Origin of the sequence: Paenibacillus arenosi, assembly GCF_014841135.1 — a bacterium.
Classification (GTDB): Bacteria; Bacillota; Bacilli; order Paenibacillales; family Paenibacillaceae; genus Paenibacillus_B; species Paenibacillus_B arenosi.
This window is the reverse complement of the sequence record NZ_JACYTN010000024.1, coordinates 40813-60596: the sequence shown is the minus strand read 5'-3', so window position 1 is coordinate 60596 and position 19784 is coordinate 40813. Positions and strand designations below refer to the sequence as shown.

At 44.2% G+C, this 19784-nt stretch carries 17 protein-coding genes; 13 read left to right on the top strand and 4 right to left on the bottom strand.

Annotated elements, in window-relative coordinates:
- Positions 1-33 precede the first annotated feature (33 nt).
- The 4 genes from IFO66_RS19990 (at position 34) to IFO66_RS19975 (ending at position 6513) form a co-directional block, all read left to right on the top strand.
- Positions 34-633 carry an ECF transporter S component gene (locus tag IFO66_RS19990; protein ID WP_225445932.1) on the top strand — a complete coding sequence of 200 codons (600 nt, stop codon included), beginning with the start codon at positions 34-36 and terminating at the stop codon, positions 631-633.
- Between the two features lie 47 nt (positions 634-680).
- Positions 681-2228, top strand: a complete 1548-nt coding sequence (locus tag IFO66_RS19985) for an ATP-binding cassette domain-containing protein (RefSeq protein ID WP_192026850.1) — start codon at positions 681-683, stop codon at positions 2226-2228.
- 226 nt (positions 2229-2454) lie between these two features.
- On the top strand, positions 2455-5181 hold the full coding sequence (locus IFO66_RS19980) for a putative bifunctional diguanylate cyclase/phosphodiesterase (RefSeq protein ID WP_192026849.1): 2727 nt from the start codon (positions 2455-2457) through the stop codon (positions 5179-5181).
- Between the two features lie 6 nt (positions 5182-5187).
- Positions 5188-6513 (top strand): ABC transporter substrate-binding protein, encoded by a 1326-nt coding sequence (locus IFO66_RS19975; RefSeq protein WP_192026848.1) that lies wholly within the window; start codon positions 5188-5190, stop codon positions 6511-6513.
- A gap of 54 nt (positions 6514-6567) precedes the next feature.
- Here the strand turns inward: IFO66_RS19975 and IFO66_RS19970 are convergent, their stop codons facing one another.
- Positions 6568-7044, bottom strand: coding sequence for a MarR family winged helix-turn-helix transcriptional regulator (locus tag IFO66_RS19970; RefSeq protein WP_192026847.1), 477 nt, complete (start codon positions 7042-7044; stop codon positions 6568-6570).
- 169 nt (positions 7045-7213) lie between these two features.
- Between IFO66_RS19970 and IFO66_RS19965 the strand changes: the two genes are divergently transcribed.
- From IFO66_RS19965 to IFO66_RS19950, 4 genes are read left to right on the top strand one after another with little or no spacing between them, the layout of a single operon-like run.
- The gene (locus IFO66_RS19965; protein WP_225445931.1) at positions 7214-8200 is read left to right on the top strand and encodes an NAD(P)H-quinone oxidoreductase; all 987 of its coding nucleotides are present in this window, start codon (positions 7214-7216) and stop codon (positions 8198-8200) included.
- Between the two features lie 24 nt (positions 8201-8224).
- The gene (locus IFO66_RS19960; RefSeq protein WP_192026845.1) at positions 8225-8923 is read left to right on the top strand and encodes an ABC transporter ATP-binding protein; all 699 of its coding nucleotides are present in this window, start codon (positions 8225-8227) and stop codon (positions 8921-8923) included.
- Positions 8920-10209, top strand: coding sequence for an ABC transporter permease (locus tag IFO66_RS19955; protein ID WP_192026844.1), 1290 nt, complete (start codon positions 8920-8922; stop codon positions 10207-10209). Before IFO66_RS19960 ends, IFO66_RS19955 begins: the two co-directional genes overlap by 4 nt.
- A 56-nt stretch (positions 10210-10265) precedes the next feature.
- Entirely contained in the window at positions 10266-10670 is a 405-nt protein-coding gene (locus tag IFO66_RS19950) for a DNA/RNA helicase (protein ID WP_192026843.1), read from the top strand.
- Between the two features lie 174 nt (positions 10671-10844).
- On the opposite strand, the gene IFO66_RS19945 is transcribed toward IFO66_RS19950, so the two are convergent.
- Positions 10845-12110: a BaiN/RdsA family NAD(P)/FAD-dependent oxidoreductase gene (locus tag IFO66_RS19945; protein WP_192026842.1), complete on the bottom strand. Its 1266-nt coding sequence runs from the start codon at positions 12108-12110 to the stop codon at positions 10845-10847.
- A gap of 227 nt (positions 12111-12337) precedes the next feature.
- On the opposite strand from IFO66_RS19945, the gene IFO66_RS19940 reads away from it, so the two are divergent.
- The 5 genes from IFO66_RS19940 (at position 12338) to nadE (ending at position 16532) form a co-directional block, all read left to right on the top strand.
- On the top strand, positions 12338-14119 hold the full coding sequence (locus IFO66_RS19940; protein ID WP_192026841.1) for a two-component system sensor histidine kinase NtrB: 1782 nt from the start codon (positions 12338-12340) through the stop codon (positions 14117-14119).
- An 81-nt stretch (positions 14120-14200) separates the two neighbouring features.
- Complete coding sequence (locus IFO66_RS19935) at positions 14201-14938, top strand: prolipoprotein diacylglyceryl transferase (RefSeq protein ID WP_192026840.1); 738 nt, start codon at positions 14201-14203, stop codon at positions 14936-14938.
- A gap of 36 nt (positions 14939-14974) precedes the next feature.
- Entirely contained in the window at positions 14975-15097 is a 123-nt protein-coding gene (locus IFO66_RS19930) for a spore protein (RefSeq protein WP_192026839.1), read from the top strand.
- A 127-nt stretch (positions 15098-15224) separates the two neighbouring features.
- The gene (locus IFO66_RS19925; protein WP_192026838.1) at positions 15225-15659 is read left to right on the top strand and encodes a BrxA/BrxB family bacilliredoxin; all 435 of its coding nucleotides are present in this window, start codon (positions 15225-15227) and stop codon (positions 15657-15659) included.
- Between the two features lie 63 nt (positions 15660-15722).
- Complete coding sequence (nadE, locus tag IFO66_RS19920) at positions 15723-16532, top strand: ammonia-dependent NAD(+) synthetase (protein WP_192026837.1); 810 nt, start codon at positions 15723-15725, stop codon at positions 16530-16532.
- Positions 16533-16607: 75 nt separating this feature from the next.
- Here the strand turns inward: nadE and IFO66_RS19915 are convergent, their stop codons facing one another.
- Complete coding sequence (locus tag IFO66_RS19915; protein ID WP_192026836.1) at positions 16608-17975, bottom strand: Na+/H+ antiporter NhaC family protein; 1368 nt, start codon at positions 17973-17975, stop codon at positions 16608-16610.
- A 656-nt stretch (positions 17976-18631) separates the two neighbouring features.
- On the bottom strand, positions 18632-19609 hold the full coding sequence (locus IFO66_RS19910) for an alpha/beta hydrolase family protein (protein ID WP_192026835.1): 978 nt from the start codon (positions 19607-19609) through the stop codon (positions 18632-18634).
- Positions 19610-19784: the final 175 nt, after the last annotated feature.

The window sequence follows — 19784 nt, the reverse complement described above, 5'->3', positions numbered from 1 at the left end:
TTACAATTTCAAATACAGAAAGAAGGGCATCCTATGAATTCTTCTTGGAAGCAAGCATTTCGTAATCTTACGGTTAGAGAGTGGATGCTGATGGCTTTGTTGGCCGCAGCGAATGGGGTAGCGACATCACTATTGTCGCATGTGAATAAACTTCTGCATGGTTGGGGTGGTCCGATCCTAACATCGACCATCGTCGGCGTTTATATGGTTTATGGATTATTGGCGATGTATATCATTCGCAAGCCTGGTGCTGCTGCTGGCACATATGCCATCGGAGCCTTGCTTCAAATTATGGTCGGTACCTCGTATGGCATATGGTCTGCCATCGCAGCGGCTGCATGTTATGCAGTAATTGTTGAGCCGTTGTTCTTTATTTATCGCTATAAACGCTTTGGATGGTTAGCTATGTTATTTGCAGGTGTTGCCATGGTGCCACTGTGGTTCGTTGTGGCAGCATTTATGTTCGGCTACATCCATTACTCATCTACAGTACTTATCGTGTCTCTATTTGTTCGTTGTGCGAGCGGCATGTTGTTATGTGGGGGGTTGACGAAATGGATCGGAGATCGCTTAGCGTCAACACGCTATGTGCGCCCTTATGCACTCGGTCAGCAGCACAATAACGCTGCTTAAGGTGATTAAGATTCAATGAGCAGGGAAGCAAAAGGAGGCCCGTTACGATGAATATGCCTTTGCTGCGACTATCACAGGTCAGCTTCAACTACCCCGATGCACCCTGTTTATTGAAAGAGTTAAATCTGACTATCGAACAGGGAAGTGTCACGGTCATATTAGGAGAGAGCGGCAGCGGGAAATCGACGTTAAGCCGTATTATGGCTAAAGTGATGCCAGAACATGAGGGTCAATTGGACGGCAGCGTGTATGTGAGTGATGAAACTGTTGGACATATGGGTGGTGAGTTATCCTCCTTCGTCATTGGAGTCGTAGAAGATGAATTGGCTTTCGGCCCAGCTAATCTTGGCGTTGACTCTATGGAGATTGAACGGCGCATCGATAGAGAGCTCATGCGAATGAATATGCTGGATTACCGATTGTCTGCTATGGAGCAGTTGTCTGGAGGGCAGCAGCAGCAGATTGCTGCAAGCAGCGTTTGGACGATGGAGCCGCAGCTTCTCATCATGGACGATGCTTGGAGTCATCTCGATAAAGACGCAAAGTTGTTATTTGCGGATGCTTTATTGCTGTGGCTTAAGGAATCTTCTGCTCGTGCACTGGTCATGATCTTGCCAAGAGTGGAGCAGCGGGATCAATCTCATCCTCTTTGGTTGCAGGCCAATTGGCTCGAATTGAAGCATGGCCAATTGCATCCTACTGTACCATTTGAGCTTGCTCGTTCTTTCTCTACGAGCAAGGGAAGCGAAGGAGAGTCTACCATTAGGGAAGACCGAAATGTCGATGAACCGTGGAAGGTAGCGGCTATTAAGCTTGAAGATGCGCGTTCAAGCTATCCGGACTCGGTTTTTGGCATTCAGGCAGATGGTGTACTTATGCAAGGAGAAGCTGTGCTGCTGCAAGGAGAGAACGGATCAGGCAAGACAACACTGCTGCACATGATTACACAATCGCTACCTTTACTCCATGGTACTGCCAGCATAGCTGGACATTCATTAGCGAAGCTAAAGGCTCATGTATTGGCTCGACTTATCGGTTATGTGCCGCAGTCCAGCTACGCGATGTTTTTATATTCTACTGTGCAGCAAGAGCTTGAATTTGTGTATGATAGTACGATTGCAATTGGACAAGAGCCTAACACACTCTGGTGCCTAGCTAATCTGCTAGATGAATATGACGGCTGCAGCGTTGAAAAGGTCGACCCTATCACTAAGCGCACCCAAGGCAAGCAAGACGACTTGCGCACGGAATGGGTTAACAACCATTTGGAGCTGCTTGGCTTGACGCATCGAGCAGAGGACCACCCACAGGAGATTTCTGCTGCCAATAGACGTATGCTAAGTTTGATCATGGCAACCGCTCATCGGCCTCATTTGCTCATTTTAGATGAACCGACTGCAGGATTGGATGAAAGATCTGCCTCTGCGCTCATTCAGTATTGTGAAATGCTGCGTCAGCAAGGCACAGCACTTATCGTGGCTACTCATGATGAACTTTGGGATCGTTATGCGCAGGAGCGATCGAACTGGCATATATGGATGATGAACAACGGGAATCTCCGTATTCATAACGATGAACCTGTAATCGAGAATTAGAACAACAACAACCGACACGATGAGGGTGTCGGTTTTTTATTTACAATAGGTAGGAAAAGTCATTTTTGTGTCGAATTTATTTATGTAATGCCTTCATGGTGAGGGATGTTATTCCAAATTCGATGCCTTTCTCCGTGACTTGTACATCTATTCGCAGTGTCGTGCAGATAGCGGCAGAACATTAATTTATGTATGTCTGTTCAATATGTAAAGGAGTAATTTTGCTATGCCGCGTTCTTTACTACCTTATAGCTCATGGCGTGCGGGGCTCATCTGCGCGGTTCTCATCGCATTCGCGGCCCTTTTCACGCAGTATGGCATCCAATATGCATATGGCGCCGAGTTTATGATTTGCAGCGCCTTTTTACTGATTATCCTCGTTTTGTTCGGTTCCCAATGGGCGGCTGGCTCCGCATTAATTGTTAGTCTTGGCTTGTATTTTTTTGGTTTTGGATCAGTTACGCTACTGTTAATTGGCTTAGAGCTTATCTTGGTAGGATATTTATATGAGCGCAAGAGAGAACTACTTTTATTATGGAGTGGCTTGTATTGGCTTTGTATAGGTGCTCCCTTTGCTGCCTTGTTCTTTTACTTGTCTACGGACATACTCAGTGCGGAAGTACTGCTTCAATATTTTATGTTTGCTATGAATGGTTTGCTTAATGCTTTTCTTGCAGACATTATCGTTACCTACGTTCCATGGTCGCGGGTCATTCCAAAGGCTCGCAAAAAGTCCGTTTATTTGAGCCAACTTTTAACTCATCTTTGCATCGCAGCTATTTTTATTCCGTTTATGATCAACATGGTTTTGGACAGCAAGCAAATGCGCAACGAGATTGAAACCGATTCTTTCTATTTTTTAGATACGCAGACACGCCTTATGTCAGACTGGCTCTACGAGATGAATTTGAGTAAACGACAGAGTTTAGCCTTAAGGCACCAGATTCAAATGGGCATGGTAGAACGAATGATTGAGGATTACTCGCATAGCAGCTTATTAAAAATTTCACTCTATGATAGTAATAATGAGCTCGTTGCATCTACGGATGAGCATTGGTTCAAGATGATCGATATGAGTAAAAATGAAGGGAAACTAGAGAAGGACCCTCTTTCCATTCATGGATTTAATCTGAATCATAATGATGCACAACATTTTTTCAGATGGCTTCCATCTACACATGAGTATGACTATGAGACTCGCCGATGGAGCGATGGCTATTACGTCATGGAAAGACGATTGAAGGAGCATCCTGTAAATAAAGTAGTGGTGCTGCTGCCGATTTCACACTATTTAAAAGAAACGATTGAGCTTTATTTGCAAAAATATATTACGTTGTTTATTCTTTGTTCACTTGCAGCGGGTATGTCTATAATAGCCAATCGATATATCGTCCGCTCGCTTAGCAATCTTACCGCGATTACAACAGGGATGCCGAACAAGCTTCTCACTCACAAAATTCCGTGGCCAGAGAGCAGTATCGGAGAAATCCGCTCACTGGTGCATAACTTCCGGATGATGTCCGACCGGCTCGCCGAAATGATTCGTGAGATGAATCGGATGAACGAGAAGTTGGTTGATCAGACGACGATGCTGGAGACTTCAGAGGAGAAACTTCAACATCTAGCTTATTACGATACATTAACGCAGTTGCCGAATCGACATTATTTTACAGTGAATCTTGAGAAAGCGTTAAAGTCAGCTGAACAGAAATCTTCTTCGCTCGTACTGATGTTTATCGATCTAGATCGATTTAAGCACATTAATGATTCACTTGGTCATAACATTGGTGATTCTTTACTGGTACGGGTTGGGCAGCGATTAACCTGTTGTATGAGCACTATGGCAGGAGTACACATTTGTGCACGTCTTGGTGGAGATGAATTTGTTGTCATTATGGAAGATAGCTGCCGCCAAGATGCTTCAGTCGCCGTGCATCAGATCTTAACTCAGTTCAGAGAAAGCTTTTTTGTATCTTCTTATGAGTTGTACATATCTGCATCGATTGGCATCGCTGTCTATCCTGATGATGGTAAGGAGTTTACTTCGTTGTTGAAGCATGCTGATACCGCCATGTATGCTGCTAAAGATCGGGGAGGGCAGACGTACATGTTCTATGATCAGCTTCATCCAGAGCAGCTGCCAGAAAGGCATATGCTGGAGAGCGATCTGCGTAAGGCGCTGGATCGTGGAGAGCTGCATCTTAATTACCAGCCAATCGTTGATGTTGAGGGAGTCGTGACGGCCGCGGAGGTGCTTCTGCGTTGGAGTCATCCAGAACGCGGGTTTGTGTCCCCGTCCAAATTTATTCCTTTAGCAGAAGAATCAGGACTTATTATTCCTATTGGTGAATGGGTACTGCGTACAGCGTGCTTACAGCATCTAGAATGGACGAGCAAGCAAGAGCTGCCGCATTTCAAACTGTCTGTTAATGTTTCATTGCGGCAATTTCTAAACCATGATTTCTTGACAAGTGTTGACCGCATTTTAGAGCAAACAGGATTTAATCCCGAAAGCTTGATTCTTGAGATTACAGAAGGTTATGTTCACAAGCATGTAGAACAAGCCATTTTCGTATTGAAGCAGTTGGACAAGCGTGGCATTCAAATCGCAGTAGATGACTTTGGGACTGGGTATTCATCCTTAAGTCGTTTGAAAACACTGCCCATCCACATTTTAAAAATCGATCGTTCCTTCGTTCGACATTTGCAAAGTGATAGTACAAATGTATCTATCGTGCAGGCTGTCATCCAGATGGGACAAAGCATGAATCTTAAAGTCATGGCAGAAGGAGTAGAAACCGTGGAGGAGCTTATGCAGCTACAGGCGCTTGGCTGTACGCAAATTCAAGGATACCTTATAACACCGCCGCTTCCAGCAAAGGAATTCGTCGCACAATATCATCAATTTGCGATGATGGATCATATATTGGGAGCTGCTCGACCCGGAGGTTGATCGGACATGGAACAAGTTCGATTATCATATAGACATTTGCTTGCTTCGCTTATCGTATGTTTCTTTGCATTGTTGCTATCTGGCTGCGCTCGTACCGAAAAGGTATCAACATGGCCACGAGAGCATAAAACATTGGGGAAAGAAGCGGCCCCACAAGAGATTACGATATGGGCATATAGTGAAAACTATATGCAGCTAGTTGAACAATTTGAGAAGAACCATCAAGGGGTCAAGGTTCATATTAAGCGTGTCAATTATCATGACCATGTGAATGTGTACAGAGAAGCATTAGTCAGCGGCAAAACTCCTGATGTTATGGAAGTTGATCACATGGCACTTGGTGAGTTTAGTGTAATTGAGGGGCTTGTGGACTTAAAAGGTGAGGGTTTTTTGGAGGATAAACTCAAAAATACGATGTCGATACCGCTATTAAAGTCGGGGCATTCGCTAGATAATGAGCGACTATTTGCACTCCCGATATCCACTTCGCCACTGTTGACGTACTATCGCAAAGATATTATGGAAAAGTACGGTTATCCATCTGAACCGGAAGAGCTTGCAAAGTATTTGGAGAGCGAAGAACGTTTGCTTGCTATGGCTATAAGGCTGAGGCAAGAAGGAATCTATATGATGCAAGATGTCTCGAATCCTTTAGATTGGGCAGAATCGGCCATTCCTTTATTCGACAATATGTATATGTTTAACCGCAATAACGTTCACATCGCACGTGCATTCGAACTGTCACAGAAACTAAAAGAAAGTGGTCTCGCACTCAACGTCCCATTGCGAACGAAGGCAGGGAAGGAAGCCGTTCGTTCGGGCAAGCAGGCAATGGTGTATCTTGGGACATGGGGCGAGAAGCGTCTAAAGGAAATCGCTCCGGAGACGAAGGGATTGTGGCGGGCTACGAAATTACCATTAGGCACGTATGGATTTTCAGACGGGACGTACTTCATGATGCCTAAGATGTCGAACAATAAGCAGTTGGCTTGGGAGTTCATGAAATATGTGTACGAACATATGGATCAAGATGGATTGGTGGCAGCCCATCTACCATCTCGACTTCAGCTATTGGAACACAATAGCAGAAGTGAATTTCTAGGAGGACAGCATGCTAATGAGCTGTATGTGAAGTTGACGAATCATATCGTGGAATACCGACCAACCCCATTTGATGTGGATATGGAAGAGAAGTATCAAGCGCGAAGGCAGCAAGCGATAGATGGTAATTCCAAGCCTTATGAGACCCTTTCTTCCATTGAACATGCGATCAATGCGGAGGTAAGGCAGTCACGCAAGATTTTAATGGACATGATGAGTGTAAGAAGATAAATAGGACGTTATGAAAAAGAGCCGTGCTTCGTAGGGGAAGCAGGCTCTTTAGCTCTATTCATTTTTTGTATAGTGGATAAGAGCAAGACGTTCTGCTTGTAAGCCTAACTTTTTGAGAAGGTTAATCGCTTGATCTTTTTCTTTCATTGTCAATCCGCTTAGTGCTCTACGAAGTATTTGGGCTTGACGGGGCACAATAAGCTTCATACTTTGCCAACCACTTTCACTTAACTCGGCATAGATGACGCGACGATCTTTTGTACAAGGATGACGTTTCACATATCCGCTGCGCTCAAGTTTATCGATGACATAAGTGATGTTTCCGCTTTGGAGCAGCAACTTAGAACCAATTTGCTGGATAGGCTGAGGTCCTTTATGGTATAGCATTTCCAGTACAGCAAAGTCAGTCGGGTTGAAGCCTTCCTGTTTACAGCCAGCAGCAGTGTGATCGGAGATGCTCTTGAATGCTTTGGAGAAAACGCGAAATAGATGCAGTGACGCTTCGGTCTCTCTGTCCATGCGCTCATGCATAGGAATCCCACCTTACTTATATATGTACCTATTCATCTTAATGGGTTAACAGGATAAAGGACATGTCATTTATCACATAATGGAAATTACTGAGTGCATATGGCTTCCTTAAACGTATAGTTATACAAGCGAAGTAATGAATCGATACATCCTAGAGGAGGTAATGAAGATGGAAGAGCAGATGATTGCGTGTTTAGTGAATGAGAGTAAGAGTTTGTATTGGGGAAGTTGGACGAAGCCGAAGTGTACATCAGGAGAATTGCTTATCCGTGTTGAAGCGACAGCGTTGAATCGGGCAGATTTGCTACAAAAGCGCGGTTTATATGCCCCGCCTAAAGGGGCATCCCCGATTATCGGTTTGGAGATGGCAGGGGTTGTAGAAGAAGTGGGTTCAAGCGTAGAAGGTTGGGAAGTAGGCGATCGAATATGTGCATTGCTGCCTGGTGGTGGCTATGCCCAGTACGTTACGATACCTGCGGAGTTAGCTATACGAATTTCTGATAAGCTCACATTTGTCGAGGCTGCGGCTATTCCAGAAGTATTTTTGACAGCGTATCTAAATATGTTCGAGTTAGGCAGATTGAAAGCAGGTGAGCATGTGTTAATTCATGCTGCGGCAAGTGGTGTAGGGACTGCAGCCGTACAACTGGCTAAAGCGGCGGGTGCATTTGTAATTGCAACGGTTGGTACAGATGAAAAAGCGGACGCAGTTGAACGCCTTGATGCAGATGTCGTCATTAACTACCGGAACCAATCGTTTGAAGATGCGGTTATGGAATATACCAACGGAAAAGGTGTCGATATGATCATGGACCCTATTGGTGCTTCTTATTGGAAGTCTAATATGGAAGCCTTGGCGATGGATGGGCGTCTTATCTTATTTGGTGTATTGGGTGGTTCTAAGGTGGAGAAGGTAGATTTGCTGCCAGCTATGATGCGGCGTATCCATATCATTACGAGTACGTTGAGAGGTCTGCCCATTGAGCGTAAGGCAGCACTTACAGCTTCTTTTGTTGATTGGGCAATGCCTTTGATTGAGAATGGCGAAATGGAGCCTATTATTGACTCTGTATGGGAAGCAGATGAAATAAATGAAGCGCATGCTCGTATGGAACGTAATGAAAATATAGGGAAAATGGTGGTTCTTGTTCCCTAATTTCACTATGGGAGGAAGAACAATATGACAGTGCTTCAAGTTGACCTAATGGAAGCAGGATACGAAGCAGGCGATAGCAAGATTTCTGCGATCAAATTTGATGTTCAACCTGGGGAACTAGTTGGTCTTATCGGCCCAAACGGTGCTGGGAAAAGTACAACGATCAAATCGATCTTAGGTATTATGCAGCACGTAAAGGGAAGCATTCACATTGGATCCGGCAGTGGTTCTTATGCATATGTTCCAGAACAGCCGGAGTATTACGATACGATGACGTTATGGGAGCACTTGGAACTGGCAGGTGCTTCTCATGATTTGAGTGACAAGGAATTGAAAGAGCGAGCCATGCCGCTTATCGAGGAATTTGGGATGCTCGACGTTATTCATCATCTGCCTGGTAGTTTCTCTAAGGGGATGCGGCAGAAAATGATGCTCATTATTGCTTTCTTGCTCAGGCCTCCTCTTTACATTGTAGATGAGCCTTTTGTAGGCTTGGACCCTAGAGCAACGCGAATATGGTTAGATAAGTTGAAAAGTGAACGTGAACGCGGAGCGGGTGTATTGATGAGTACCCATGTATTGGACACTGCCGAACGCATTTGTGATCGATTCGTGCTTATTCAACAGGGAGCTGTTGTTGCACATGGCACACTACAAGATATCCGCCATCGAGCTGGCTTGCCCAATGGCAGCTTAATGGATTGCTTTGAGGTACTGACATGAAGACAGCTAGAGGGTTAGCTATACGGAGATGGAAGACCTTTATGCGATATCAATGGGACTCGATCAGACTTGTGATTCCTGATTGGGTAGTTGCTCTTTATGTCGTAGTTCCTGCTCTTATATTTGTTGCTGCGGTTTATTGGACTTGGTGGAACGAACCGCTATCTGGGGCAGTGCTTCAACTGCCTGTGTTCGTTTGGTTCACTCCATTGCTGAGCCTTGTGTTTATGGGAGAGCTTCGTGTATGGGTGGAAGCAGCGGATAAGCTCTTTTTAATTCAGCGGCAAGAATGGATTCGTACACTTGTACGATTTGGCATGGTGGAGTTTGTGGTCAGACAGTTAGGGATGATCGCCTTCTCGATTATTATTCTTTTGCCATGGTTCGTGCGAGGATATGCTATGCCCACCTCACTCATAGTAACGGCAGCTTTATGCACGTTATCATTGTCTTGGCTTCAGGCTTTAACTGAACATTGGCTTCGAGTGCATTTGCATGGCTGGAGACGTGTAGTAGGGAAAGTGGCGCAAATGATAGCTATCACGCTGTTGTTCGGATTGCTCATTTGGCTTGTGCAGTTCGATACATCGGGCTGGATTGCTCTTGCTGGTATAATCGTTGTCGTCTTACTATCTATGCCTCTCTTACGCTGGCGATTGAGGGAGCGAGCGAGCTTCGAAAAGGATGCAGCGGCAGAGGCCAAGCAGAAGGGAAGTTTTGCGCAGGCGGTATTGTCCCAAGCTGTTGAGCAGACGGGCCGCAGAAACCGTAAGCGAACATGGGTGTTCCGACAATCTGGCTATTGGAAGCGACTAAAGCGCAATAGAGATGACAAACTGGGGCCATTGGCAGTTAAGACGCTATGGCGCAATAAAGCCTCATTATTTCTTTTTATGAAGATTGTAGGTGTAGGTACTGCAGCTATTGTGGCGACTGGATTAGAGGAACCTTTGATGTTATTCGGGGTTATTCCGTTTCTAGTCGTTATCGTTAGTTTTTGGCTGCATATGTACTGGAAAAGTCTTGTCACAGGCGAGTACTGGTGTTTATTTCAGTTCCGTAGTGAAGTATTGTGGAAGGCGGCTGAGCATTTTGTAACGGTAAATGCTGCATTAGGCGGTCTAGTATGGGGGATAACGACAGGTATTGTTGTAGGTTCGGGGAGCCTGTTGATCGTATGTATGGCGGCTGTCCTAGGAACTATTGTATTGCCATTCGTTGGGCGTGCTTATCTGTCCTTGCGTGGGTGGAGCTTTGAGCGTCCTAAAGCTGACACATCGGTATAATCTTGTTATTGCTGGGAATAGTAAGGGACGAAACTAGCAGACAGGAGGCATCTACGATGCATCAGGCTGTAATACGATTCCGATTTGGTACTAGCAGTGCAACGCAATTAGCACAAGATACATTGTCAGAGCTGGGATATGATGCGGTGATAGAGCCTAGCGGTGATTGTCTTCATATTCACATTGAACGCCAAGACTTGACCTCTGCGTTAGAAATTGCGGAAGCCCATGGTGGGCAATTAATTGAAGAAGCCCCTCTTACCGAGACAGCTGTGATGAATAGTGCTTATGGAATCGATTGTATTCCGATTCCTGCGCATATTGTGAATGAGGATTGGGTGGATCGTGAGAGCTACAGCACGATTGATCCGACCGGGGATGATCTGTCGCATCGCGATGAAGAGGCGACGGGTTGGAATGATGAGCATACGAATCAATTCCAAGGCGGCATTCACTTGTAGGATGTAATTTAGTACGTAATGGCAATATGAATTAAGAAATGAAGAATACACCAGTAATCAAATGCAATTACATTTCTCCTCGCCTTTGCTGCAGCTTACAGTAGATTTGATATCTATAGTCGTCTGCTAGGAAGCGAGGAGAAGTTGTTTATAATTCGTATTTACTTACTCAGCTTACTGTTGGTGAAGTTGTCCGGCATGCATGCCTGCTGTATATCCGGTAGCGAATGCTGCTGTAATATTATAGCCGCCGGTGTAACCGTGTATATCTAGAATTTCTCCGCAAAAGAAAAGTCCCGGCTTCAAGCGCGATTGCATAGATTTAGGATCAATTTCTTTTAGATTCACTCCACCGCCAGTGACAAATGCTTCTTCGATTGATTTGGTACCACTTATTTTAATCGGAAATGCTTTGACTAGCTGACAAAACTTAAGCCAAGGCTGCTTAGGAATATTATCATAGGTAATAGACTCATCCAATTCAGCCATTTTACATAAGACGGGCAGCATGCGCTCTGGGATAGCTTGCTTCAAAATATTTTTGATTGCCTTCTTTGGCTCCAAACGGCAAAGCTTCATAAGATAGCTGGCAAGCTGCTCTTCTGATTCATTAGGCTTCAAGTCGATTGTGAGCAGCACGGTAGATAAGCCAGTACGTTTTAGCTCCTTCACGACATACTGACTACAGCGCAGTACAGCTGGTCCTGATAGGCCAAAGTGAGTGAATATCATATCACCCTCATGCTGAACGAGCTTCTTACTGCGATCGTTCCATACGGTCAACTCAATATCACGAAGTGAGAGTCCCTGTAGAGAACCTTCTCGAATAAAGGAAGCATTCGAGGTGAGTGGAACTTCTGTCGGGAACAGTTCGGTTATCGTATGACCTGCTGCTTCTGCCCATGCATATCCATCTCCAGTAGAGCCTGTTTGTGGAACAGACTTTCCACCACTTGCGATAATAACGGACTTTGTATGAATGTACGTGCCGTCTCGTAATTGAACGCCGCTTACTCCTTCCTCATCGTAGCGAACATGGTCAACAGGAGACATGGTCCGAATCGTAACACCCAGTTTGCGAACTTCTCCTATTAAGGCGTCGACGACCGTCTTAGCTTTGTCCGAAACAGGGAACATTCTTCCGTTGTCCTCTTCCTTGAGCTTAATACCAAGATTTTCGAAAAAAGCAATAATAAGCTCGGGATTAAAATGATTCCATGCGCTGTATAAGAACCGCCCATTACCAGGCACATAGCGAATAAATTCCTCGCGTGATTTATTATTTGTAACGTTGCAGCGACCTCCGCCACTAATGGCTAGTTTACGACCTAGCTTGTCTCCTTTATCTATAAGTACTACTTGGGCGCCTTGTTCTGCTGCTGCGATAGACGCCATTAGTCCAGAAGGTCCTCCACCGATTACTACTACATCTGCTTGCATAGCCATCTCCTTATGCGTAAACGTTTCTTTTTCCCTATTGTACCCTTCATTTTGCTGATTGAACAAGTTAATGGTTGGTGTAGTTTTTTGTTGAAGGTTGCTGTAGGTTGCAGAGTTTTGTTAAAAAATATCTAAAAATTTCAACATTATTGTTGTACAACGACAGCATTTTATGGTTTAATCAGGGAAAAAATCAACGATAACTATTGGAGTTGATAACGATAACCATGTTCGCTGCTTTCAAGGACACATTGTACGTCGCATTCAAAGATACATTGCTACAAGTGTTGATCGCTTATTTTCCGGCTTTTACTTACCATATTTGCTTGATGCGGCCAGAGCGTATAGGAAGAGCGCATGTATATCTCTTTCTGTTTTCAGCGTTGTCGTTACTTTTTTGTATGTTGTTCTCATTTATGTATTTCCCCGAGACGAATCTTCCGTTTGATTTTCGCCTTATCCCGTTCATGGTTGGTTTCCTATATGGAGGTTATCGGGTAGGGATTATGTTAACGGCGATGTACATCATTGTTATGCTCATGATGCACGCATGGCATGATCATTACATATGGTGGTCGGATTCACTGCTATATGTTGCTCCTCTTTTATTTTTAATGCTTAATTACTTCCAGCAATCTAGTGCTCCTAAGCGAATACTCATGCTCATGGGTGTTGCTTCGCTAGGAATGCTGCTTCATTTCATTATTTATTCATTAAGCTTATGGGATCATCATATCCAGATGCAAACGCATATTTTATTGTTTATGGGCATGTATGCAACGGTGTTCTTATGTGCTTCGTGCGCGATTATTTACATGATGGAGTACGTTCGTGAGAAGGCATTTCTTCAGCAGGGATATCAAATGGTATGGCGTCAGTATCGACAAGAGGCACAGAAGATGCATCAACTTATCGATGAGACACCATTGGCTGTACTTGCTGTGGACGCTAATGCGCGAATTACTGCTGTTAATCAAATGATGCTTCGTATGCTGCAGCAGTACAATCCACTGCTTACTAATGTTGATATTATTGGTCGCTGCTATTATTCGTTCTCTGAAGAATATGAGCTATTATCCAAAGACGATTTCATGCTTGGTCGCGTATTGAGTGGAGAGCCGCCGCAATCTGAGGTGATCCAGCATTTTAATCGGAAATATCTCGTTCGTACTGCCTCTATGCGGAATCAGGAAAGCGGAGAAATTGTTGGTGCTGTAGGAATGGCTCATGATATTACGGAGTTATCGCAACTGAGAGCCGAAATGGGGAACATGGAACGCTTGAGTTTAGTGGGGCAAATGGCAGCTAGTATTACACATGAGATCCGAAATCCTATGGCTGTTGTACGTGGCTTTATTCAATTGATGCAGCGTAAGAGCCCGGAACATCTCAATGATTATTATGCGATTGTAATGGAAGAATTAGATCGTGCAAATATGATTATTAACGACTTTTTATCGCTAGCGCAAAATCGAATCGTGGAAAAGGAATTCATGCATTTGCACGATATTATCTCCAATATTAGTCCCTTGCTATGGGCAGATGCCAATATGCGTGGACAAGAGATTCATTTGCAGCTTGCTGAAGATGTTCCTGAGCTACTCATTAATTCGAAGGAAATGAAGCAATTGCTGCTGAACTTGGCACGCAATGCGATGGAATCCATGGAGCCAAAGGGCGTGTTAACGATACAAACAAGATTTCATGAAGGTGTAGTAGAGCTCATTGTTCGTGATAACGGACTAGGGATTCCTGTCGCGGTTCAAGAGCGAATGTTTGAGCCTTTCTATACAACGAAGGCGAAGGGGACAGGTTTGGGTTTGCCGTTATGCTTGAGTATTGTCGAACGGCATGGAGGTGTTATAAGCATTGATTCTGAGATTGGCCGTGGAACGACATTTATCGTGTCTTTTCAAGTTGAAGCCAATGCAGCATATGAGAAGTGTATCAGTGTTGTACCTTCGCCAAGTATAAATGATACATCTGGAGAGACATCCCGTATTAGTTAGTTATATCGGATGAGTGGATATTGTTGTTATGTTATGATATGTAAAAAGATTGAACTGTGAATCCATATATGGAGGTCGATTGTGGGAGCGATACAACTAGGTTCATTAACGTTACAAATTGACTTGTTTATTTTGTTGGTTGCCTTGGTATTGGCAGGTGGAGTCATGCTTCTGCGTCTAAGGTTAGAGGGGATAAAGCTTCGTGGCTACACCGATTGGATGTTAACCATATTGCTTGTTGTTATCTTAAACGAAAAATTCGGGTATTTATGGGATGCGCCTTCGATATTATGGCAGCAGCCTAAAGCATTACTCTTTTTACAAGGTACATCATGGAATGGAAATGTGCTCATGATCATTGGTTTGGTGGCTTGGACTGTGTATTTTGCTCGCAAACAGCAAATAAGGCTTCAAATTCTTGCAGATCTGACTGCGCATGGTGCATTGTTTGCGGTAGCCGTATACGGGTTTATTTATGCTTATGCAGGCATGACACCTGAAGGATACACTCCGTTCCCTTTGCCTCCTACATTAGCGGCTGCACTTCCACCATTCGAGTCGATATGGTGTATTCTGCTGCTAGCTGGTTTGTGGCTGCGCAGAAGTGCTCTAGGTACAGGGGAAGATGCGCGTTGGACGCTAATCGTAAGTGGAGTGTTGGGTATGCTGATTAGCTTTACTTCCGTACAAGTTAAGACAACATTGGGGTTGTCTACCATACAGTGGGTGTTTATAGGCTTACTATTGCTTGGTTATTGGATGATGAAAATGAAGGAACAGCCTGTTATGGAGGATAAGTCTGCTGCAGAAAGCACATAATACGTGTGATTATGCAGGAGAAAGGAGGCTTATCTTATGTCTGAAGATTCAAAAGCTCAGCAGCAGCAAGATAAGGAAAATCAGGCACGGAAGTCACGTGCCGGAGGAAATGTTGGTATTGATAAAAAGTTGAATGGGCCAAATCGTCCTTCTACTTAAATAGGAACAGTAATTATGGATTGTTCGGATTTTGTTTGCATTTCGCAATGGTGCTTCGTTACAATAGAGTCGATATAGAACGGGAGGGCGTTCTATCGGAATCTATTTATGTAGGAGTGAATGTGAGATGTCAATGTCATTTGAGCAATATATGCGTGATATGGTAACACCAATGCGTACGGAGCTTACTTCGATGGGTATCGAAGAGCTTACAACAGCAGAGCAAGTAGAAGAGAAGCTTCCAAACGCGAAGGGAACAGCGCTTGTCGTTGTTAACTCTGTATGCGGATGTGCAGCAGGTCAATGCCGTCCAGGTGTGCGCAAAGCATTGGAGCATGAAGTTACACCTGATCATTTGTTCACTGTATTCGCAGGACAAGACAAAGAAGCGACAGCAAAGGCACGCGAATATTTCGCACCATATCCTCCATCTTCTCCATCGATTGCATTGATGAAGGACGGAGAACTGGTTCATTTTATTGAGCGTCTTAGCATTGAAAACCGTTCTGCTGAAGACATTGCTGCAGAGCTGACTGCAGCATTTGATAAGCACTGTCGTTAAGACCTAATATCCCCCGCGCACTTGATGCGCGGGGATTTTTGCACAAGGAAGGAGAAAGAATAGATGAGCTTACAGGAAGAGATCGTCAAGCGATTCGGGGTACAGAAGGAAATTGACGAAGCAGCAGAGGTTCGCAAGCGCGTAGATTTTCTTAAACAATATGTGAAGCAGTCGGGTACATCTGGTTTGTTAATTGCGATTAGTGGCGGTATTGATAGTGCAGTTGCAGCAAGTCTTTGTAAGCAGGCGACAGATGAATTGTCGGCAGAAACAGGTCAACCGTATATGACGTTAGGCGTCTTCCAGCCTTATGGCCAGCAGGAAGATATTCAAGATAGCTATGCGGTAGCAAAAGCATTTCACTTGGAACACACAGTTGAGACGAACATCGAAGAGGCGGTTAATGAAATTGCCTTGGAATCCGAGCATGCGTTGAAGCAAATTGGACAGTATCGTCATCTTAGCATCCCAGGCAAAGGAAATGTGAAAGCTCGTGTGCGTATGGTTACGCAGTATGCATTGGCGTTTGACTTGAACTTATTAGTTGTTGGTACCGACCATGCCTCTGAGGCTTTGACAGGCTTCTATACGAAATGGGGCGATGGCGCGGTAGATATCACACCGCTTTCCTCACTTAATAAACGTCAAGTTCGTCAGTTGGCACGTCATTTGGGCGTTCCACAGAGCGTGTTGGATAAGGCTCCAACGGCAGGTTTGTGGGCAGGTCAAACGGATGAGAAGGAACTTGGTATTTCCTACGAGCATAACAGCGACTATTTGGAAGGCAAAGAAGTGCCTACTGATGTTCAGGAGAAGATTGAGCGCCAGTACAATAAAACGGAACATAAACGTGCTATCATTCCAGGCATATAATTACATAAAACATCCCGCCCACCTTATAGTGAGACGGGATGTTTTTTTGATGAATAGCACTAATTATATAGTAGGCTAAGAAGCATCAGACTTGGGATGAGCATCCACCACTGCAACCGAGTCAATTCTAGAACCTATTGTTAAAGACACAATAAAAGTCCATAAAGGTAAGCTCCAAAGGAAAATGGCATAGGGAATGTACTGATGAACCGGGACGTTTACGATGGTTGCGCATAATACAGCGAGCATATTCCAAGGAATCATAGCAGCAAATACGAGTGCCGTATCGGATATGATCCGAGACAAATGTTCTCGCTGAAAGCGCTGTGACCATATGGGAAGTACGTTGCGTCCTGACATCATGATCGGCAATGTTTGCGTACATGAGACCGCGCCCAAGCCAAGACCGAATAAGCCGATGCGTGCAGTCGCTTGTGCCATGGAAGAGTTGTGGCCAATTAATGCACTCATGTACGGTTCTAGTGATCGAGTGTGTTCAAGAATCCCGTTGAATGATCCAGCAAGAGCAATTAACAGCACAAGATCGACCATATTTAATAAGCCTTTTGTATGCAAGGCAGGGAGCTCCGTGTTGGTGTAGCCGTGAAGCATACTGTGTAGCCAGGTAAATGGGCTGACATCTTGGAGCAAGGAACCTACCAAAATTGCAACTGCGATGGATAGCATAAATGCATGTCGCGTCTTCAGACGGAACAAGATAGCAGTAATAAGTACGACAGCAGGCATAACGAGCCATGGGCTAAAGACAAAATGTTCTCGATAGATATCGAGTTGTAGAGCGGAGTGCGGTACCTGCCAATTTCCTATGTAGTCGATAATGAAAAAGAAAACGGTTGCTGAACCTAGTGCCAATCCTGTCGTAGGCATTAGAAACCGATACTGTGCACGCACCGTGGTCCCCGTTGAGTCTGCAACGAGTCGGTGTGCACTTGAAAATGGAGATGTACGATCCCCAACGAACGCACCTGACACGAGGGCACCAGCCATAATGGGTAATGGAACACCAGTAAGCGAAGCGACCCCCATCATCGGAATTCCGACTGCACTCAATGTTCCCGTAGAGGTACCGAGCATCATGGAGAACAATGCGGCAAACCAGAAGGTGAGTGTCGTCATATATGCAGGATGTATCCATTGAATCCCTTGGCCAATCAAATAGGGAATCGTACCGCTTAATGTCCATGTTGGAATAATCAAGCCGACCATGAACAGTATCCAGATTACTTCTTGTGTACGGGAAGCTCCATCTTTAATGGCATTAATTAGGGTTCGACGGTCCGTTCCTCGGCTGTTCGAAAATATCAGCAACGAAAGAAAGCCAATGGTAAAGCCTAGAATAAGAGGCAAGCCTAAGAGATAAGAAGTCGTTAATCCAGAAATGGTTGTAAATACGACGATGCTAAGCTGTTGTTTGGATAACATGATGTCATAAACCTCTCGCGATATCATTAGTATTTGTGTTGCTATGCTGAACGAAGTGAAGAACAGAAATGAATAGAGCTGAGCAGTAACATAAAGTAACGTGCAGAACAGTAAAGAAGAGAAAAGTGAAATAAATAAAATAAAATGAAATGCGACACTGCTACAAGTCACGAGGTAATTCCTTAGTTAATGTTATCCATGCATACCAATTAGACAAGTCCACTACAGGTGGAAAAAAGCACAACAATGTCTTTCTAAGCACTAATTTTAAAACAAGAGATAGATGGAGCCGCACGGTACACTCTATATATAGACATTAATGAGGTTTAATACACTACATCTATTGCTTACAACAATAAGTTGTTCAAACCCAGTTATATGTTGGTCGTGTCCACTTTTGTGTGGACAAATTAGCGATATGTTCTTTGTGCGCAAACGAAACCATCAAAAACGATGCTTGTTAAACTCAACTCTTGTTTTGCGGCCTACTGATCTTATGCTCAAATGGTGATTAGCACAATTAAGCTGAACTAACCACCTTCATTTTCGATTGAACAAGGCATCTATTTGTTGTCTGTATGGTCGGAATGGGGCAGGTTGCAAATCTAATAGTATTCAACTATTACTTATCCTCTACAAAAGCACTTTCGTTTACCTTACTTATCACGGCACTGCAATTGCTTCTTCAACCATGCTGCACTATGCTCAATTGCCTCATTTAGCTGGGGAGTTGTGCCTTGGAAGGGATGCACGGCCTGAAATGTATGTCCTGCCTCGTCAATAATAACCCACTCAGCTTCTTTATATTGCTGCTGTAATCGTGATGAACCTTCGCAAAATCCTGGTAGATCGTTAGAGCCCTGAATCATAATAAGAGGAAACTGAGCAGTAGACATACGCTCAATAATTTGATATTTATCGGCATTTCGTTCTAAGTCCTCTAGCACTACGGCATCTAGTGGAAGAGCTTCTCCCGTACGTGCATTGATCACTTGTGAACGACCTGTTGTACGAAGATTTTCTTTTTGCTCCGTAGAGAAGAGATCGACATTGGTGACTCCATTCCAGGTAAGGACGCCTGCAATATGCTCGGAATAATCAAGTGCATACAACAATGCCGTTGCACCGCCACGGCTGTGCCCCAGAATAAATATAGGTTCATTAGAGGTGTGATCGGCTTGGACAAGCATGCGTGAATCAAAGGAGGGAATGCGAATCGGGTTGGATAAAGCTAAGCTGGCATATAATTGTTCTTTCCATTGCTTAAAAGCTTCCGAATGGACAAGTGCCAGTACAGACGCCAAATCCTCTTGTTCGCGTTCATATGTATTCACGGCGAAGCGTTCAGGTTCACTGAATGAGCCCATGTCAGCACCTACACCATTGTGTGAGAAGTTGAAACGAACGACATTCAGATTCGTTAAAATAGCGAGTTGTTCAGCAGCAAAGGGGAAGAATCCCCAATCTTTGAAACCTTTAAATCCGTGGCAGATGAGAAGTGTGCCTTGTACGGCTTTTGCTCCTCCTGGGGGCAAATGAAGTGTTCCTCGAACGACGCGGCTCCCGTAAAGCGTTTCTTTACGATTACCCATATCGGACTCACCTAGCATATTCAAATTAAAATGATAGCTCAAAGCGCTTCCTCCTTATCTTCAACGGTTCGATTCGGTTTTACAGGTGATTGTATCATAGTGAGTAGCTGTTGTATGCAAAACTTCATGATTAGTTGGTTACAAAAATGAGAAAAATTTGACAATTCAAGGATGGTGGTTTATTGTGTGTTAAGTGTACTACTTCAAATAATACACT

Excerpts from the sequence above, each read along its gene's own strand:
- IFO66_RS19950 (WP_192026843.1), top strand. The coding sequence starts at position 10,266 with ATGCATCAGGCTGTAATACGATTCCGATTTGGTACTAGCAGTGCAACG.
- IFO66_RS19985 (WP_192026850.1), top strand. The coding sequence starts at position 681 with ATGAATATGCCTTTGCTGCGACTATCACAGGTCAGCTTCAACTACCCC.
- IFO66_RS19990 (WP_225445932.1), top strand. The coding sequence starts at position 34 with ATGAATTCTTCTTGGAAGCAAGCATTTCGTAATCTTACGGTTAGAGAG.
- IFO66_RS19975 (WP_192026848.1), top strand. The coding sequence starts at position 5,188 with ATGGAACAAGTTCGATTATCATATAGACATTTGCTTGCTTCGCTTATC.
- IFO66_RS19930 (WP_192026839.1), top strand. The coding sequence starts at position 14,975 with ATGTCTGAAGATTCAAAAGCTCAGCAGCAGCAAGATAAGGAAAATCAG.
- nadE (WP_192026837.1), top strand. The coding sequence starts at position 15,723 with ATGAGCTTACAGGAAGAGATCGTCAAGCGATTCGGGGTACAGAAGGAA.
- IFO66_RS19925 (WP_192026838.1), top strand. The coding sequence starts at position 15,225 with ATGTCAATGTCATTTGAGCAATATATGCGTGATATGGTAACACCAATG.
- IFO66_RS19945 (WP_192026842.1), bottom strand. The coding sequence starts at position 12,110 with ATGCAAGCAGATGTAGTAGTAATCGGTGGAGGACCTTCTGGACTAATG.
- IFO66_RS19960 (WP_192026845.1), top strand. The coding sequence starts at position 8,225 with ATGACAGTGCTTCAAGTTGACCTAATGGAAGCAGGATACGAAGCAGGC.
- IFO66_RS19915 (WP_192026836.1), bottom strand. The coding sequence starts at position 17,975 with ATGTTATCCAAACAACAGCTTAGCATCGTCGTATTTACAACCATTTCT.
- IFO66_RS19980 (WP_192026849.1), top strand. The coding sequence starts at position 2,455 with ATGCCGCGTTCTTTACTACCTTATAGCTCATGGCGTGCGGGGCTCATC.
- IFO66_RS19955 (WP_192026844.1), top strand. The coding sequence starts at position 8,920 with ATGAAGACAGCTAGAGGGTTAGCTATACGGAGATGGAAGACCTTTATG.
- IFO66_RS19940 (WP_192026841.1), top strand. The coding sequence starts at position 12,338 with ATGTTCGCTGCTTTCAAGGACACATTGTACGTCGCATTCAAAGATACA.
- IFO66_RS19970 (WP_192026847.1), bottom strand. The coding sequence starts at position 7,044 with ATGCATGAGCGCATGGACAGAGAGACCGAAGCGTCACTGCATCTATTT.
- IFO66_RS19965 (WP_225445931.1), top strand. The coding sequence starts at position 7,214 with ATGGAAGAGCAGATGATTGCGTGTTTAGTGAATGAGAGTAAGAGTTTG.